The sequence below is a fragment of the Pollutimonas bauzanensis genome (assembly GCF_040393045.1).
Taxonomy (GTDB): Bacteria; Pseudomonadota; Gammaproteobacteria; order Burkholderiales; family Burkholderiaceae_B; genus Pollutimonas; species Pollutimonas bauzanensis_A.
The window spans coordinates 1-17,861 of the sequence record NZ_JBEBUX010000082.1 but is presented as its reverse complement, the minus strand read 5'-3'; the positions used below and the strand labels follow the sequence as shown (position 1 = coordinate 17,861).

The following is a 17,861-nucleotide window of genomic DNA, read 5'->3' as shown; positions in this document are numbered from 1 at the left end:
GTCACGCCAGATAAGGCATGGCCTCTACCGTTGCCGTCAATAAAACCGGTGCGTCCGCCCGTGACATCGGGCGCGGGCAATATCGCGAAGGGCGAGCCTCTTTCCGGCAAAGGCCGGTTAAGCATTGAAGAATCACTCGAAAGCTCCAGCGGTGCCGACAGCCTCCTTGGGCAATAGGTTCGGGCTCCGCTGGCGATCTCATGACATTTAGTCCGCCGTTGCCATTCGCGCTGATGTCCTCACAGTGAGCGCTGCAATGCTAGCCGCTATGATGTTGAGGCCCACGCTGGTCAGAATTGGCAGAGTGTAACTGTGGCTTATATCGAAGATGAAGCCTGCTGCGGTTGGGCCAATCAAGGTGCCAATCGCAACGCTGGTATAGAGTACCCCGATGATGCTACTGACGTGACGCCCACCAAAGTGATCCATAACAACGGTGGGCAAGATTGCTACCCATCCGCCATAGAAAATGCCGAATAGCAGCGCAAAAGCAGAGAGCGACCAAAAGTTCGTTGCAATGACCCAGATTGCGAGCGAGCCTGCCATCCCTATAAACATCATTAGCAGGAAAGATGGTCGCCCAATCCGATCGGCAAGGCTACCAAGGAAGAATCGCCCGAGCGTGCTGCCAACCCCAATTATTCCGAGCAGCAACACCGCTGCAGGTTGATCGATGTGATGATCCAGCGCGTACGGAACGAGGTGGACGAAAGGTATGAAAACGCTGAACGAACAGATCAGGCAGGCTGCGTAAAGTCCGACAAATTGCGATGAGCGGATCGCCTCCCATAGTGAAGCCCCGGCGCTGACCCTCAGGGGTTCACCTATTGCCAAAGGAAATCCATCAGGCCCGATCCCCCGTTCGCGGGGGTCATTGACGATGAAGCAGGACATGCCAATGCCAATAACTGCAGCGAGGCTACCAAGGGCCAGATAGGCGCTGCGCCATCCCAGGGTATCGATCAACCAGGAAGCGAGCGGCGGCATCACCAATGTACCAACGCCGATGCCACTAACGGCGATGCCGGACGCGAAACCACGACGCGCTATGAACCAGCGCTGGACCGCGCCAATAGCCGGTACATAAGCACAGCCGACACCGAGGCCAACGCCAAGACCATAGGCAGCATAGACCTCGACCATCGTGCGTGCGACGCTGGCGAGCGCGAGGCCTGCGCCGACCAACAGCATACCAAGCATGGCAAGGCTTCGCGCGCCCCATCGATCAGCGAGCGGACCACTGACAACACCAAAGGCGAAATAAAGAAATCCGGCCAGAGAGAAGACGAGTGATACCGATCCTCGGGAGGCGCCAAAGTCGTGCTGTAGCGAGGGGACGAAAGCACTGAACGTATAGGCGCTGCCAAAACCCACAAAGGTGACAGCGAATGCCGCAGCGACGACGACCCAGCCATAGAAGAGCCGATGGTTGGCGGAGACGGGATTCATGCTATGCCACTGGATGGCAATGATGCCAGGCTGAAATGCTCTGAAAAGCCGCGCCGGCACGGACAAGCACCGCCTCGTCAAGATGACCGGCAACGAGTTGTAAGCCGATCGGCATGCCTGCTTGAGTGAAACCGCCAGGCAAGGTAAGCGTCGGATGCCCCGACATATCGAACGGGCAGGTGTAACGCTGCAGCATCGCAATAAGGCCCGGCTGTTCGCCGAGCGTTTGAATCCTGGTAAGGGTCAAGGGCGCGAACGGCTGGACTGGTGTCAGCAGTAGATTGATCGTATGAAAGAGACGCTGCACGTGGCCACGGAATGCCATGCGCCTTAACAGAATCTCCTGGTATTCCATCGCCGAGATTGCATATCCTGCCTCGATGACCGAGGCAAGGACGCTTCCATACTGGCTTTTCTGTTCAGGATAGGTAGCCTTGTGCGCGACGGCGGCCTCAATGGCGCAATTGGGTACCCAATCGGCGACAGTCTGAGCAACATCGGGAAACTGTATATTTACCATCTCCGCTCCAAGGTCCGAGAACGCCCTGATTGCTTCAGCAAGAGCTGCCTGGGTACCGGCATCGACATCAATGCTGTTCCAAGCGGGGTCAACGCCGATCCGCAACCCACGTAGATCGTCTGTGATTGTCGCCAGATAGTTTGGCACAGGCTCCAGCAGCGACGTAGGGTCTTTCGGATCGTTGCCAGCGATTGCGCCGAGCAGTATTCCTGCGTCCACTGCGCTACGGGCCATTGTTCCGACATGGTCTAGCGAGGGTGCCAGCTCGAAGACGCCGTAGCGACTGACCCGGCCCCAAGTCGGTTTCAGCCCGGTAACGCCGTTCGCGGCCGCCGGCCAGCGGATGGAGCCCCCGGTATCGGATGCCAGTGAGCCGTAGCATAGACCGGCTGCTGTAGCCGCGCCGGAACCGCTGGACGAAATGCCGGGCCAATAACCGGCATTCCATGGATTTCGAGGCGGTGTAATGGATGGGTGGTGATCGGAATAAGCACCCTCGGTGAGCTGTGACTTGCCCAGCAAAACAGCTCCGCCGTCTTTTAAGCGCTGCACAATCGTTGCGTCTTCGTCAGATACGACATGCTGGTGAACTGTCATCCCGGCACCGGTCGGAAAGCCTTTGACCTGGCACAAATCCTTGATTGCGATAGGGACGCCATGCAACGGTCCGCGAGAAATTCCCGTCGCGGTTTCTGCGTCCGCCGCTTCTGCTTGTGCGAGCGCGGCATCTGCCATTACCAGCGCATAACTGTGTAGCTCACCATCAAGCGCAGTAATGCGTTCTAAAAGTAAGCGCGTCAACTCATATGAAGAAATTTCCCGATTTCGGATCAGCGTAGCAGCCTCCGCGAGTTCTAGATAATGCAAAGAAGTGGCTTTGACCGTCAATTCTGATCTCCTTGGGCAGCTTCGAGTTATCGCTTCAATAAGCGCTGGATACGCCAACGTTAATCTTATTAAATGGCTTAGTTGAAATATATTTAAATTTGCGTTGTTAAGTGATTAAAGCCACTATACTTGCCATATATAGTGACGAACAAACCATATTTTCTACTTCATATTGATTAGATAATCTAAATGGTTTATCGAAAATTTCCGCCCTTGAATGCTTTGCGGGCGTTTGAATCTGCTGCTCGACATCTCTCTGTGAAGCTCGCGGCGGAGGAGCTGTGTGTGACGCCAGGAGCTGTCAGCCAAATGCTCAAAGTCCTGGAAGATCATCTGGGCGTGAAGCTCTTCAAGCGAGTGAATAGGGGTATCCTCTTGACCCAGGCAGGGCGGAGCTATCTGCCGCCCATCAGAAATGCTTTCCGTCAAATCGCCGAAGCCTCCAAGCGCATGGCCATCTCCGCTGACGCTGGTATCCTGACTCTCAGCGTTACTCCATTTTTTGCCTCGGCCTGGTTGATTCCACGCTTGAATTCTTTCCACGAGGCTCACCCCAGTATCGACCTCCAGGTCCTCACCAGTAGTGCGCTCGTGGATTTTTCCCGTGACAGTGTTGATGTCGCCGTGCGCCATGGCACAGGACGGTACCCTGGGTTACGGAGCTACCGCCTCGTTTCTGTCGAGATGGTGCCCGTTGCCGCGCCTGCACTGGTAGAACGCTTCGGTATGCCCGAATCTCCTGACGAGTTGACTAGGTGGCCGCAGGTTCACGACGCTGATCGCAAAGGTTGGAGCCTGTGGTTTCAAGCGCAAGGCATTGACGAAGTTGGACCGCCTCGCGGATCTTCCCTGGATGATACTGGGCTGCTCTTGAGTGCCGTGATCGCAGGCCAAGGTGTCGGTCTGCTCCCGGCTGCGATGGTGGCGCTCGAGGTAGACGAGGGTCGCCTTATCAGGCTAGCAAAACCGACCCATATGGAAACGTTTGCCTATTATCTGGTCTACCCAGAAACGCACCACGACAATCCAAAAATATCTGCGCTTAGAGACTGGATTCTAAGCTCCGTATCTGCCTAGTGCTAGATCTGCGGCGCCCGGCATGTAGGGAAAGCTTCAGTGGAAGCGCTGGTTTCCTTCCAAGCTGAAGCCAAGTCTGCAGCGCGATAAAACGCCACGCCTGGACGCCGTATCATTGCTCGGATGAAATCGCCTACGGCCTGTACACGGGGCAGGCGGGATGAGCCGACATCACCCCGGGTGTGCAGCGTAAGGTTGATATATCCGCCCGCACAGTATTGGGCGTCAGCCTCTTCAGCCCAAGCTTTACGTACGCGTACGTCGGTATGACGGTGCGTATAAAAAGTGGCGTCGGTCAGGTAGTCGAACACCGGCAGTTCAACCAGTGTTGATCCCGAAGGCCCTTGCATCACATATGGCACGTCGTCGTCTTGCGCGCTGCTGTCATACACATAGCCCAAGTCCGCCAACGCGGGAAGCGTTTGCTCGGTGACTAAGCCGTTGGCCGCACGCCAGCCCACGGGTCGGTGGCCGGTTATTTGCTGCAGCCTGTCGCGATCTTGCTCCAGGAACTCGAGGGTCGATGGCCCTCCCGCTTCGGCCTTTACCTTGCCCCGTACCGCGATTTCATGACCCTGCTTGAGAACCGCGTCAACAATGTGCAAGTGTCGCTGAGCATCATCCGGAACCATGAAGAAGGTGACTTGAACACCCGTTTGCTGGAACTCGTCCAGCAAGCGCCAGATCCCTTCGCGCGCCCCATAGCGTCCATAAGAATGACGTCCAAAAAGTCCGCCTTTGCCTGCGTTCGTGGCATCCAGGGATTCAGTATCCATGTTAACGCCGATAACCACCGGGCACTGCGCTAATTTAGCTTGCAAGCTCATATCCGTACCTCATCAAAATATTGGGGAGCCTGGCTGACATGCTCGTATAGGTCAATCAGCCGGACGAAGTGGACGTCGCGGTGGCGCTGGATATAGCGCAAAGTCTCTTCAATGGCGTTCGTACGGCTTGGCGTACCCGAACCCCAACCCGATCGAGGATGTACCGTTAGCATGAAGAACCCGCCTTCCGCGTAACGCAAGTCGAATTCACGTTTCCACTGATCGACGACCTCGGAGACAGGCGTCATGGAAAAATTGAAGAAGGGAAAATCATCAAGGCTGTAGGTATTGTTAGGAATTTCGACCATCGATTGTCCGCCGCCGATATCGAGCATATACGGCGAGTCGGCATCTTTGTCACTGCTGTCGTAGGCGTAGCCCAGGCTTTTCAGTGTGGGAAGGGTGACACTGGTTTTTTGACCCGAAGGTGAGCGCCAGCCGCGAGGAGATACACCGAGCAAGTCGCTAAGAATGGTGTGCGTGAGTGTCAGGCGGCGCACTTCTTCCTCGGGTTCAAGCAGCATCCCCTCATGTACATAGCCATGCGCACCGATTTCGTGGCCTGCTTGCGCGATACTTCGAATGGCTTCGGGGGAACATTCTGCATCGTAGCCCGGCACGAAGAACGTAGCGGGGATGGCGAGCCGTTCGAGCATGTCGAGATGGCGTGCAATACCGCGCCGAGCGGAGTAGCGACCGGCGGAGTGAGCGCCGAAAGGTTCCAGCCCTTTGCCTACCTCATTACCTGTTCCATCGAAATCTACGGTAAACGCGACTACGCACCGTGCATTTCCCGGCCAGGCGGGCGCTTGCGGACTTTCCGCGCCCACATGAGGACTGCGGGTGACTTGGGGGTAAGCGAAAGGCATGATTCTCCTCGTGATCAGGTTAGTCGCTGAAGCCGTACGACGTGAACGTGGAATCCAGGGCTGGAAGCGCTGCGATCTCCATAATCCGGTCAACCGGTCGCATCACAACCGTTGCCACGGTGGCGCTCAGGTTGCTAGCAAGATTCAGGCGCGGGGGGCGGCAAACGGCCCAGGGCGTGGCGAAATCGTCTAGCAAGGCAGCCTTTACTGCCGCTATGTCGATCTTCCCAAGCTGCGGTTCCAGCAGCGAGCGCACGCGCAGGTCACGGTATAGGGAGTCGGGCGTGGTGGCAATGCCCACATCCTTGAACTTGCCCAAGGCAACCTGACTCTGCCAGTGATTGGCGTGCACGATCAGGCCGCGCTCCGCATGCGTCACGAATGTCTCGTCCGGCGCGCACTCAAAATTGATCGCAACACCACCTTCGTGGCCCAGCATGATGTTGTTCGATCCTGATTTCGGCGTTAGATAGGTAGCGTGGATCGCCATCGCATAGTGCTGGTTCTCCAGAATTCGGCGACGAATCAGTGGTAGCGGCACACCAACCTTTTGATAGTCGATGCTTGACTCCAAGTAGTTGGCAGTCAACGATATGCCTGCGTTGTTGAGGCCCGAGCGCGCCAGCGCCCCGGCCTCGGTGAACGTCAGGATGTCAGGTCCGTCATCCCGGCGAATGCGCAAGACTACGGCCGTCTCGGCGCACTCCATTTTCCAGTCCCAGTTTTGGGCGTGAATAATTTGCCCGTTGGCCGATGCCTCGGGCAGGACGACCAGACCTGTGCAACCATCCAGGTCACCCGCGCCTATCAGGGATTCGCGCAAGGCCGGGTAGGCCGCAAGCTTCAGGATTTCCGTTCGGGCGTTGAGCAGCACAACGTCTTCGAACGAGATGTCGGCGCCCATTGCAATGCCTCGAAGTTCAACAACATGGTTGGGGTCGAACTTTTCCATGACTGGCAAGTAGTCGCGAACAATCGACTCAAGGGCTGCGCGCGTAAGGGAGAGCTTTTCGATCTGGCCCGTGTAGTGTTCTATACCTTTGTAGATGCGGTCGGCGGCCTGCTTGCCATATTGTTTGCCGCGTTGCTCGGGTGAACCTGAAATTTCAATAAGGGGAAATGGGGTAGTCATTCTTGTGTCTATGTTGTGTTCGGTTTAACTAAATCAGTCCTGCATTCTTGAGCAGGTCGCCAGATTCTTTATAAGCAGCATGCGCATATGCCTCGAACGCGGCGGGGTCTCGATACCATTCCGGCTGGTTCAGGGTATCGAGTACGGCGGTGGTTTCTGGGTCCTGCATCGCTCGGCGAAAACCGTCATGCAAGCGTTGCACGATGTCGACGGGTAACCCGGCCGGGCCGGCAATACCCAGAGGGGAACTGAGAACTACGTCATATCCTTGTTCCCGCGCGGTGGGCACGTCAGGCCACGCCTTGAAGCGCGTTTCCCCCAATGCGCCCAGCAGGCGCAGCTTGCCACTCCTGATGTAGGGAACGTATGTGCCGACGGAATCAATTACCGCATCGACATGTCCGCCAGCCAGCGCCACCGCCATGTCAGCGCCGCTTTTATAAGGAATATGCTGGAATTCGACGCCGTACTTTTTCTGGATCGACACCATGGTAATGGGCACAGACGTCGTGGGGTCGCCCGCCGCGTACTGGATGGAGCCGGGCTTTTCCTTGCCAATTTCCATGAACTGCGCAAAAGACTTGATTGGCGAGTCAGCACGCACCACGGCACAGAACTCAAGACTTGTCATGCCAATGATGTACGAGAAGTCTGTAAGTGGCGAAAAGGCCATCTTAGGCTCGAGCCATGGCGCACGAAACGCCGAACTGGACAACATGCCCAGGGTATAGCCGTCGGGGCGTACTTTGGATAGTATGGCGGCAGACAAAGCTCCGCCAGCACCGGGCTTGTTGTCGATAACGATGCTCTGTCCGAAGTGCCGGGACGCGGTTTGGGACAGTACGCGCATGTACTGATCGACAGATCCACCCGCACCAAAGGGACAGATCAGGGTGATGGAATGCGAGGGGAAGCCTTGTGCGCGCACGCTTGGTGGACAGAGCCCCAGCAGTGCAGGTACCCCAAGGGCCTTGAGTGCGCTGCGACGAGCTGGCGAATGTTTGATTGTCATCAGCGCTATCCTCAGGTGGCCGGCTTGATATTGCCTGCCTTCACAATACGGGCGGACTTGGCCGAAGTCTCTGCGATGAACTTGGCCATTTGCGCCGGCGTGGTGTATTCGGTTTCCAGGCCCGCCGCCTTCAGGTCGTCGAATATCGGCGAAGCCAAGACAGCCTTGAGGGCGTTGCTTACCTCGTCAATGGCCATTTGTGGCGTACCTGCTGGGGCCATGACGCCGCCCCAGCCGATGGATACCACCTGCGGATAGCCGCTCTCTGAAATGGTGGGGGTGTCAGGCAACACATGTGAGCGCACGCCGCCTGTGGTCGCCAGCGGAATTGCCCGACCCGCCTTGATGTGAGGTAATTGGTTGATGACCGTATCCATAAGGACGGGATATTGCCCGCCCAGAAAATCGGTTACTGCAACCGCACCACTGCCATAGGGGACACCTGGCAAGTCGAGCCCGGCCTCGCTTTTAAGAAACTCCATGGCCAAGTTGCTGGAGCTGCCTGTCAGGGTGATGCCATAAAAATACTTGCCTGGATTGGCACGGACAAGGGCGATAAAGTCCTTGAAGTTCTGTGCCTCGAAATCGGGCCGCACGACCAGGACATTGTTGTACTTGCATACCAGCGATATGGGTTCAAAGTCTTTTTGCGGGTCGTAAGGCAAATTGTCGTACAGGAACTGGTTCACCGTATGGGTGCCAGTGATGCCGAAGAATAGGTTGTAGCCATTGGGCTTGGCGCGGGCAGCCGCCTGAGCGGCAATGATTCCTGCCGCGCCGGGCAAATTCTTGACCACGACCCGGTTATTAAGCTGCTGCGCAATACCGCGTGCGGCGATTCGTGCGACGACGTCGGTACCTGCACCGGGACCGCCAGGCACGATTAATTCGATAGGCGTGTCGTCCTTATAAAAAGGCTTGCTCTGAGCATGTACTTGTCTTATCACGCTTAGGCTGCCCAAGGCCGCAGCGCCAACGCCGGTAAGCATCAATCGCCGTCGCGGCATGGTGGGCCCACCTGTTTCGCCCTGGTGGAACAACCTGGTCTTGCTTGAAGAAGTATCAGTAGGTTTTTTCAAATCGTCCTCCCCTCGTTGCACACCGCACTGGAATGTCTCGCGTTGTTGATCATTCTGTGGCAACTTGATCAAATAGTAAACCTAGAATAAATTCAAAGATAACCAAGAAAAACTTGATTGATAAATTGGCCTGGAGGCTACATTGAGCAATATTCGCTTTTTTCGTACGTTCGTAGAAGTGGCGCGGCACGGCTCTTTTGTCGCCGCCTCCGAGCAGGTTTCACTGACGCCGACCGCCGTCGGCCTGCAAATCCAGGCGTTGGAGACTTATCTTGGATACTCTGTGGTGGACAGGATAGGAAAAGGCATTTCCCTGAACCAGCGCGGACACCGCTTGCTACCCTTGGCGGTTCAGATGCTGAAACTGTGCGACCAAATGCAGCATACGGACCCGGACCAGAGCAACTTGTCCGGGTCTTTGAAGGTTGCTTCTATTGCTACCTCCATGGGGCTGGTCGTGCGATCAGTACTCAAGATGCGCGCGCGTCATCCCAACGTACTCGTGCAGCCAGGCGTGAGCTATTCAGGCGACTTGCCCACGCGCGTGAAAGAGGGCGAATTGGACGCTGCACTTTCGGTGAAGAGTGCCCATAAGACACCGGCCGGCGTTCTTTGGACGCACTTGTACCGCGAGCCCCTGGTCTTTCTTGCCAGCGCACACGCGAACGAGACATTGGATATACGAGCGCTCTTGGCCGAAAAATTATTCTTGCGTGTTTCGCTGGCGTCAACCACGGGTGTGCTTATCGATCGATTCATGCGGCGGCAACGCTTAAAGATGAACAATTTCCTGGAAATGAACGCGATGCGAACTATCGTCGACCTGGTGCGCGACGACTTAGGCGTAACAATACTTCCTTTGTTTCCAGGCGCTAACTGGGAGAAGGACAAGGGTCTGCGGGTCATTCCCTTTGATGACGAGCTCGCTTGCCGCAATATCGGTCTGTTTGAAAACGAAAGCCGCAGCTTCCTGACAAGTGTGCTGCGCCACCACTTGACCGAAGAACTGAATTCGTAGGAGGGCTGGATCGTGCGCAGATTATGGCTTGCTATGAAGATACGCCAGCTGGAAGCACATAAACGGGTAGCGCTTCCTGTTGATCACCTTGCAAGTGCCAATGATGCCGTTTACTGCCATGGGTACGTATCCCTCACGACGCAGCGCTTATCAGCTGCTCGCTTTTCGCCCAAAGCAGTTCAGCCCTGTTCGCATCGAGCGCATACGACCTGACGCCGTCGGCAAACGGGTTGGGCGAGTCATTGATCGGCGCGATCGCGCAATCTTCGAGATAGTGTCCGCCGATTTCGTCTTTGTCAGCCACGATCGCAGTCCAGAGTGTTGTTGCCGCTGCCTGAGGGATTTCTTTCAGCTCTGCTGGCCCAAGGCCCGCTTCGGCGCGCGCTTTGCCGACGGTCTCGAAAAGACCTTGCAAGTCTTCCGGCGAGAAATGACGGGCGAGATCCGTGAGACTGTTTCCCGGCATCACTGAAGCAGCGCGGATGCCCCGATCGCGATGCCGTTTATCGAATTCCGTTGCAAAGAGGGAAGTGGCCGTTTTCGATCGGCCATAGGCGACAAATGGGTCGTATGCCTGTTGCTCGAAACTTGGATCGTCCAGGTCCACATCGGCGACGCGATGAGCTTGGGACGACAGCACCACCAAGCGCCCGTTATTGGCGAGCAGCCGCTCGATCCGGTTGATTAAAGCAAAATGACCAAGATAGTTCGTTGCGAATTGGACTTCAAAGCCGTCGACGGTCCGATCGAACGGCGTTGCCATTACGCCAGCGTTGGCGATGATGACGTCGAACGGCTGGCCATCAGCCAACAGCTTATCCGCGCAGGCGCGAACGCTTTGCAAGGATGCGAGATCGAGCTCGATCCACGCTAGGCTGCCACCTCCTCGCAACGCGGCGTCACGGATCGAAGTAGTGACTAGTTCCGCTTTTGCGAGATTCCTGGCCGTGCCGACGACGCTAGCGCCGTGAGAAACGAGTGAGCGAGCGGTTTCGAACCCAATGCCCGACGATGCACCCGTAATCAGAAATCGCTTTCCCTTGAGATTAAGGCCCGTAAGCACTTCGTCGGCCGTTGTTTTGGAGCCAAATTTTTGGGTCATTACTGCATCCTTTGCTGAGAAAAAAGCGGGATCGATTATGATCCCGGCGGCGTTTGAGCAGCTGACTTCGCGAGAGGTGGCCTCATATATCCTTCGTGCGGCGGCCGAACTGAATACCCGTTATCCGGATCGCACGGGATGTCTTGGGGTAGCCCCATAGACAGTGACGTTGACTGATGAGTAAGTTGTGGGGAGCACCGATCAGGTGCTTGTGGCTTCCGGTAATTTTGCGATTACCTTAATCTCGAAGTCGAATCCATAAAGCCAAGTTACACCAACTGCGGTTAACGTTGGGTGAGGTGCGCTCCCCCAATACTCTGGGACGATCTTCCAGATAGTTTCGAATTTTGACTCGGGATCGACGATGAAGGCGGTGACGTCGATCACATCATCGAATGAGCTGCCTGCCTCCTTAAGGATCGCATTCAGATTATCAAAGGCGAGTCGAACCTGTGCTGCCAAATCGGGCTCGGGGGAGCCATCCTCGCGGCTACCCACTTGTCCAGATACGAATAAAAAGCCATTGGATCGTATTGCGGGGGAATAGCGATTCCGGTCATACAAAGCACGGCGGCCCGATGGGAAGACAACATCACGATTTTGCATAACTAAAACTACCTCGATTAACGAATTGTTTAGATCCGGTGTTGATCATGAAGCGACTATAAGGGGGTTAGCTTTGCAGATAAACAGGCAAATCCAATCAACACTGTTCGTAAAACCCAAACAATGCTCAAACCGGAAGGGCCGGAAATGGATCTATGGATGCGATGAAGGCTGTTGCTCGTAGTGGCCAAGTTGAGTGTGTCGTCGTCTACATGTTAATGAAGGATATCCGCTAGGAATTTTTGGGCACGCGTATGCTTAGGCGCTGAAAATAACTCGGCTGGTGTGGATTTTTCCAGGATCTGACCCTGATCCATGAACCAGATGCGATCGGCTACATCCTTGGCGAAGTTCATCTCGTGGGTTACGCACACCATAGTCATACCATCCGAGGCCAAGTCCTTCGTGACGTGCAGCACTTCGCCTACAGCGTGGATCTGCGCGGCGCTGAATTATCTGGCGCCGACCTTGGTGGGAATTAAAGCGGTAGTGCGTGCGGGGCTCGGCTACGCCCGTGGCGTGGCCTTGGCGTTGCGCCGGCGTCGGCTTGCGGCGCTACTCGCGTGGGGATGGCCGATTTCAATGCGGAGTTCGTCACGCAAGGTTTGCAATGTGCCCTGCATTTTCCTGGCTTGCGACCAAATTAACGAAATAGGAGGCAGCGGCATGTTCAGCGTGATGTCCAGGATTTTGATGCCTCGGAACTGCTGGTATTTCTCGGCCGCTGAAGTCGGGGAGACGGTGACCAGTCCGCCTTGTTCAACCAGGCTTAGGTTGGACAGGAAACTTGACGATTGAATCAGTGGTGACGGCGGCGCCAATCCCGCATGAAGAAACTCGTCGATAAGGAGATTGCGAGTTACGGAGCCGGGCGGCGGCAAGACCCAGGCGCAGTCGGACAAGTCGACCAGGGTAAGCTTTTTGCGTTTTGCCAGGGGATGGCCATTGGCGGCCACAATGCACATTCCTTCTTCGTAGAGTGCTTCCAGCAGGAATAAATTGCGGTCTGCCGATCCTTGACCCACGTCGCGGGTCAAGCGCCCCACGACGCAATCCAGTTCGCCTTTGGACAAGGCCTCAAGTAGCACGTCAGATGTGGCCTCGGTCAGTGAGAACTCCACGCCATGGTTATTCTGCACCACGCGCGCCAACACGCCGGGCATGATGTTCTGCATACTGCGCGGGAGTACGCCCACGCGAAATAGCTCGCGCGAATGGGTGGCCAGTGCGAGCGCCTCTGCCTCGATCGCTCCCAATTCATTACCGATGACCTGCACACGACGAAGCAGAGCTCTGACCGCCGGTGTCGGGGTCATACCGCTGCGCGATCGGACGAACAGCGCTATGCCAAGCGCCTGTTCGATCTCTTGCAGCATGGCGCTGGCTGCTGGTTGCGTCACATGCAGATGCTCGGCCGCGCGACGCACCGATCCGTGCTCATCGATTAACTGTAGCAAGCGCAGGTTGCGGAACCGGAGCTGGGAAATTCGGAAGGAAGAGGATTGCGTTGTCATGAAAGCCTGTAGTTATCACATGAGCACATTTTTCTATTTTTAACTTATAGCTGACTTGGGCATACTTCGTCCATAAACTTAATAGAGAGAATCACCATGAATCGTAGACAGTTCGCTGCCGCTATCGTGGCATTGTCCATGAGCCTAGGGGGCGCTGTTCCGGTGCAGGCCGCCCAATGGCCGGAAAAGCCGGTTACGTTGATTGTTCCGTTTGCACCGGGCGGGGCAACGGATATCGTCGGTCGCATCGTCGCCGATCAGCTCGGGAAAGTGCTAAAACAGACCGTCATTGTCGAAAACCGGGGTGGCGCAGCGGGCGCAGTCGGCATGAACGAACTTGCCCGCGCAAAACCAGACGGTTACAGCTTTGCACTTATTACCGACTCCATTCCTATCCAACCCTTGTTGAAGGAGTCACTCAAGTGGAAAATGAGTGAGTTCACGCCGGTGGCCAAGATTGCCACTTCGCCGGAGGTCGTGGTGGTGAACAGCAAGATCCCGGTCGATTCGGTGCGCGGGCTGGTCGAGCTGGCTCAATTGAAGCCCGACCAATTGACCTACGCGGCCTCAAGCACGGGTTCGGTCCATCACCTTGCCGGCGAAGTATTCAAACAACAAACCGGCATCGACATGCAGCATATCCCCTATAAAGGGGGCGGCCAGTCCATCGTCGACATGGTGTCGGGGCGTATCGATGTCGGTTTTATTGGACTTGCCCCCGTGTTGAACCATATCCGAAGCGGCCAGCTTCGCGCGCTGGCGCAGACTGGCGCTACCCGGAACAGCCAGGCACCCGACGTTCCCACTTTCACCGAAGCCGGCTATGGCGACTTCGATGTCGAGTTGTGGATAGGCCTGGTCGGCCTCAAAGGCGCCCCGCCCGAGATAACAGCACGCATGCAGCAGGCCATCACGCAAATTCTCGCCAAAGAAGAGGTTCAGCGCAGCCTGATCGAGATCGGCTTCACGCCCGTGGCCGAAGACCCCTCGACCTTTGGCGCCTGGCTTGATCTTCAACAGCGGGGTTGGGCCAAGGTCATCAAGAAGTTGGATCTTCAGCAAGAGTGAAACATATGAACGATATTTTTGGAGAACGCGCCACCGTTGCCATCATCATGGACATCGAGGCAGCTCTTGCGCGAGCGCAAGCTGCGCAGGGCATTATTCCCCAAGCCGCCGCCGACGTCATCAGCGCCAAGGCGCAGCCGGACCTCGTGCCGGAAGCCGCCATCCGCAAGAACGCCGACAAGGTCGGGCACCCTTTGGTTGCGCTTTTGACCACTTGGTCCGAGGTGCTGGGCGACGATGTCGCCGCCTTTTTGCATTTCGGCGCCACCACGCCCGACATACGCTTGACCACGCAAATTATCCAAATGCGCGAGGCGATGCTGCGCTTCAGTACGCAAATGCTGCGGATCGAGGCTATCTTGATGAGGATGTGCGAGACGCATCGCAGCACACCTATGATGGGCAGAACAGTCGGCCGCCACGCGCTGCCGATTACTTTCGGACTGAAGGCCTCGACCTGGATGCTGGAAAATCGCCGCAATCTTGAGCGCATGCACGGCTGGCTGGAGCGAACAAACACCGGCGTGCTGGCAGGCGCCGTTGGCACTTATGCCGCGTTGGGCAGCCACGGTTTCGACGTCGAGGCCCAGACAATGGCCGAGCTCGGCTTCGGGCCACCCGATGCCGCCGACTGGAAGGGCACCCGGGACAAGCACGCGGAATGGGGCTGCCTCATCGCCATCGCGGCCAAAAGCATGGCGCGAATGGCCCAGGATATTTTCCTGCTCCAGGGCGACGATTTCGGCGAGCTGGACGAAGGCAACCAAGAAGTCGGATCGAGCACCATGCCGCATAAATCCAACCCCAGGAAAGCAACCGCCATCATCGGTCTATCTCGCCAGATCAGTCACGAATCCGGCGTGCTGCTTGACTGGATGGTGTCCATCTACGAACGGGACCAGATCAGCAATGACAGCTCGCTTGCCTCGATCGCTACCCATATGGAGAAGTTGCTGGCAGCGGCCGAAGGGCTGCTTGATGGCCTGATAGTCAACCCAGAGAACATGGATCGCAATCTGGGCCGTAGCGGCGGACTCATCATGGCGGAGCGCATCATGTTTGAATTGGGTCGGGCCATTGGAAAACACAAAGCGCATGCTCAGGTACGCGAAGCCGCCAAGCAATGCAAAGCCCATCATGTCAGTTTCAAGCAGGCGCTGCTGGACAGCCCCGAAGTCGCGAAGCACTTGACTGAAGCCCAGCTCGACGGCTTGCTTGACCATCGTAGCTACCTGGGCCTGGCGCCACAGGCGGTGGACAGAGCGCTGGCGTACATACGGACCTGCCGATCGCACGCAACCACTATCTGCCTACGCTCGTAAACGGCTACCCCGACAACATAAAGGAATATGCATGAACCTCACAAACCCGACAGAAAAATTCGTTGCCAACGAGGGTAGCCTGCTGGCATTACCTGCGCGCGAAGCCAAGCCGCGCAAGCGCGGTCTTACGTCCATCATCGATTTTGGACCCGATACTTTCGGTTGGGGCGGCAGCGAATCCGGCATCCGCAACGTATTGGAATGCGCCGCCGACTACATCGATTACGCAAAAATTTTCGCCCTCAATCCCTTGCTTGTGCCTAACGCAACCATGCAGCAGGCCATACGCTGCTACAAGGACTTTGGGGTATCGGTTTACGCAGGCGGCATACTGTTCGAATACGCTTGGCGTCGTAATGATCTTGATGGCATGGTGCGCCTGCTGCGAAGCTTGGGGTTTTCTGCGTTGGAGGTCTCTGAAAATTGCGTCACGCTGACTCGCGAAGAAAGAATGCAGGCTATCAGCAGCCTGCAACGCCAAGGCATAGAGATCGTGTACGAATTTGGCGCCAAGGACCCTGAAACGCCCATGAAGCTTGAGGAGCTGAGCACTATTGTTGATGACATGACTGAACTGGGGATCGATTACATCACTCTTGAGCAGTCTGAGCTTGATTTGCTGGCTGCGACTTCTTTGGATGAAATCCAGGCGTTGAAGGATAGTTCCTGGTTTGATCGGATTTTGATCGAGGCGGATCCTTATCGTTTTCCGCAGCAGCACGCTACTTTGATTGAGGATTTCGGAGCGGATGTGAACCTTGCAAATATCACGCTAGGGCAGGCCTTGCGTTTGGAAGGACTGCGACGTGGGGTAGGGCGGGCTGTGGGGTATTCGTTATTTAAGAATCTTCCGGCTTGAATTGGGAGAATGACAAGGGTTTTCGGGAAGCGATTTTCTGTCGTCGTTTTCCGATCAATCCATTCGTTAATAATCTTTTATGCATGCTAAGGTTGGTAGCGCTCCTCGGCGTGTCCTGCTTCTCTGGTAGTACCCATTGATTCGATACGAATCCGTTGACGGTTGCGTCGATTGTTGTAGATTTATGCGCTTGCCGTTTGTACTCACTGCGAGACAAAGTCTTGTGTTCTTAGCCTCGTCCTAAAAGAAGACGATCTTAAGCTGAAACCAGCTGCAATTCATTTTGCGAGCCCGGCTCGCGGCCTTTGGATAGTGAGTTTGCTAGCGCACGCTGAATAGACATTCCGCGCCCTATTTCATCTGGGGTTCGCTAAAGTGGAAGTGGCCTTCGCCTATTTGGACTTCCTGTAACAAGTGGAACGCATTACAGTCAATTGAAACCTTTGTCTGGTTTCTTTTGATGGTTTGGCACTTTTTAAGCGAACACGATGAGCATTACACACAAAATTGCTGTGATTCCCGGCGATGGAATCGGGACCGAGGTGATGGCTGAAGGGCTACGAGTCCTGGAAGCTGTTAGCAAGCGATTCGGCATTCAAATGGCTTTTGATCATTTTGACTGGAGCAGCCAGTATTATCTTAAGCATGGCGTAATGATGCCCGCCGACTGGAAGGATCAAATAGGTAGTCACGAGGCCATATTCTTTGGCGCCATCGGTGCGCCCGATATTGTTCCCGATCACATTGCCGTATGGGAGTCTCTGATCACCATGCGACGTGAGTTCGATCAATACGTGAATTTGCGACCTGTGCGCTTGATGCGCGGCATACCCAGTCCCTTGGCGAATCGCCAGCCCGGCGACATTGACTTTATTGTGGTTCGTGAGAACACTGAAGGGGAGTATTCCTCGGTGGGTGGGCACATGTTTCCTGGAACCGACCGTGAGTTCGTGATGCAGGAATCGGTATTCAGCCGTACCGGTGTTGACCGCATACTGAAGTTTGCATTTGAACTTGCCAATAGCCGGCCTCGTAAGCATTTAACATCCGCTACCAAGTCCAATGGCATAGCAATCACGATGCCGTATTGGGATCAACGCGTCGAAGCCATGGCGCGTAACTATCCCGAAGTTACTGTGGACAAATACCATATTGATATTCTGTGCGCACACTTCGTGCAGCATCCCGATTGGTTCGATGTGGTCGTGGCTTCCAATTTGTTTGGTGACATTCTGTCCGATCTGGGTCCTGCCTGCACCGGCACCATAGGCATCGCGCCATCGGCTAACCTGAATCCCGACCGTTGTTACCCCTCCTTGTTCGAGCCCGTTCACGGCTCAGCACCGGACATTGCCGGACGCGGAATTGCTAATCCGATTGGACAGATTTGGTCTGCCGCCCTGATGCTGGAACATTTGGGCAAGGGGAATCCATTGTATAAACAGGCAGCCCAGGCCGTTCTTGACGCCATCGAAGCCGTAGTGGCCGACGGTCCGCGCACGCCGGATATGGGGGGTAG

The 17,861-nt window shown here is 55.8% G+C and carries 16 protein-coding genes and 1 pseudogene; 6 read left to right on the top strand and 11 right to left on the bottom strand.

Annotation, left to right across the window (positions count from 1 at the left end; genetic code table 11):
* Positions 1-207: 207 nt before the first annotated feature.
* Positions 208-1,449: an MFS transporter gene (locus ABWO67_RS13080; RefSeq protein ID WP_353152174.1), complete on the bottom strand. Its 1,242-nt coding sequence runs from the start codon at positions 1,447-1,449 to the stop codon at positions 208-210.
* A gap of 1 nt (position 1,450) precedes the next feature.
* Positions 1,451-2,857 carry an amidase gene (locus tag ABWO67_RS13075; protein WP_353152172.1) on the bottom strand — a complete coding sequence of 469 codons (1,407 nt, stop codon included), beginning with the start codon at positions 2,855-2,857 and terminating at the stop codon, positions 1,451-1,453.
* Between the two features lie 189 nt (positions 2,858-3,046).
* On the opposite strand from ABWO67_RS13075, the gene gcvA reads away from it, so the two are divergent.
* Complete coding sequence (gcvA, locus tag ABWO67_RS13070) at positions 3,047-3,934, top strand: transcriptional regulator GcvA (RefSeq protein ID WP_353152170.1); 888 nt, start codon at positions 3,047-3,049, stop codon at positions 3,932-3,934.
* A 2-nt stretch (positions 3,935-3,936) separates the two neighbouring features.
* Here the strand turns inward: gcvA and ABWO67_RS13065 are convergent, their stop codons facing one another.
* From ABWO67_RS13065 to ABWO67_RS13045, 5 genes are read right to left on the bottom strand one after another with little or no spacing between them, the layout of a single operon-like run.
* Complete coding sequence (locus ABWO67_RS13065; RefSeq protein WP_353152168.1) at positions 3,937-4,710, bottom strand: polysaccharide deacetylase family protein; 774 nt, start codon at positions 4,708-4,710, stop codon at positions 3,937-3,939.
* A 47-nt stretch (positions 4,711-4,757) separates the two neighbouring features.
* Complete coding sequence (locus ABWO67_RS13060) at positions 4,758-5,630, bottom strand: polysaccharide deacetylase family protein (RefSeq protein ID WP_353152166.1); 873 nt, start codon at positions 5,628-5,630, stop codon at positions 4,758-4,760.
* 19 nt (positions 5,631-5,649) lie between these two features.
* Entirely contained in the window at positions 5,650-6,762 is a 1,113-nt protein-coding gene (locus ABWO67_RS13055) for a C45 family autoproteolytic acyltransferase/hydrolase (RefSeq protein WP_353152164.1), read from the bottom strand.
* Positions 6,763-6,790: 28 nt separating this feature from the next.
* Entirely contained in the window at positions 6,791-7,774 is a 984-nt protein-coding gene (locus ABWO67_RS13050) for a Bug family tripartite tricarboxylate transporter substrate binding protein (RefSeq protein WP_353152162.1), read from the bottom strand.
* A gap of 11 nt (positions 7,775-7,785) precedes the next feature.
* Entirely contained in the window at positions 7,786-8,853 is a 1,068-nt protein-coding gene (locus ABWO67_RS13045) for a Bug family tripartite tricarboxylate transporter substrate binding protein (RefSeq protein ID WP_353152160.1), read from the bottom strand.
* 142 nt (positions 8,854-8,995) lie between these two features.
* Between ABWO67_RS13045 and ABWO67_RS13040 the strand changes: the two genes are divergently transcribed.
* Complete coding sequence (locus tag ABWO67_RS13040) at positions 8,996-9,871, top strand: LysR family transcriptional regulator (RefSeq protein ID WP_353152158.1); 876 nt, start codon at positions 8,996-8,998, stop codon at positions 9,869-9,871.
* Between the two features lie 133 nt (positions 9,872-10,004).
* Here ABWO67_RS13040 and ABWO67_RS13035 read toward each other — a convergent pair whose 3' ends face one another.
* From ABWO67_RS13035 to ABWO67_RS13020, 4 genes and pseudogenes are all read right to left on the bottom strand, one after another.
* On the bottom strand, positions 10,005-10,973 hold the full coding sequence (locus ABWO67_RS13035; RefSeq protein ID WP_353152156.1) for an SDR family NAD(P)-dependent oxidoreductase: 969 nt from the start codon (positions 10,971-10,973) through the stop codon (positions 10,005-10,007).
* A 201-nt stretch (positions 10,974-11,174) separates the two neighbouring features.
* Complete coding sequence (locus ABWO67_RS13030; RefSeq protein ID WP_353152154.1) at positions 11,175-11,579, bottom strand: RidA family protein; 405 nt, start codon at positions 11,577-11,579, stop codon at positions 11,175-11,177.
* Between the two features lie 215 nt (positions 11,580-11,794).
* A pseudogene (locus ABWO67_RS13025) lies at positions 11,795-12,010 on the bottom strand (amino acid ABC transporter ATP-binding protein); the annotation flags it as partial.
* A gap of 75 nt (positions 12,011-12,085) precedes the next feature.
* Positions 12,086-13,093 (bottom strand): LysR family transcriptional regulator, encoded by a 1,008-nt coding sequence (locus ABWO67_RS13020; RefSeq protein WP_353152152.1) that lies wholly within the window; start codon positions 13,091-13,093, stop codon positions 12,086-12,088.
* A gap of 96 nt (positions 13,094-13,189) precedes the next feature.
* On the opposite strand from ABWO67_RS13020, the gene ABWO67_RS13015 reads away from it, so the two are divergent.
* The 4 genes from ABWO67_RS13015 to ABWO67_RS13000 form a co-directional block, all read left to right on the top strand.
* Complete coding sequence (locus ABWO67_RS13015; RefSeq protein WP_353152150.1) at positions 13,190-14,161, top strand: Bug family tripartite tricarboxylate transporter substrate binding protein; 972 nt, start codon at positions 13,190-13,192, stop codon at positions 14,159-14,161.
* A gap of 5 nt (positions 14,162-14,166) precedes the next feature.
* Complete coding sequence (locus ABWO67_RS13010) at positions 14,167-15,483, top strand: lyase family protein (protein ID WP_353152148.1); 1,317 nt, start codon at positions 14,167-14,169, stop codon at positions 15,481-15,483.
* A 31-nt stretch (positions 15,484-15,514) separates the two neighbouring features.
* Positions 15,515-16,342 (top strand): phosphosulfolactate synthase, encoded by an 828-nt coding sequence (locus ABWO67_RS13005; RefSeq protein ID WP_353152146.1) that lies wholly within the window; start codon positions 15,515-15,517, stop codon positions 16,340-16,342.
* Between the two features lie 488 nt (positions 16,343-16,830).
* The coding region (locus ABWO67_RS13000; protein ID WP_353152144.1) for a tartrate dehydrogenase at positions 16,831-17,861 on the top strand (1,031 nt) is incomplete at its 3' end.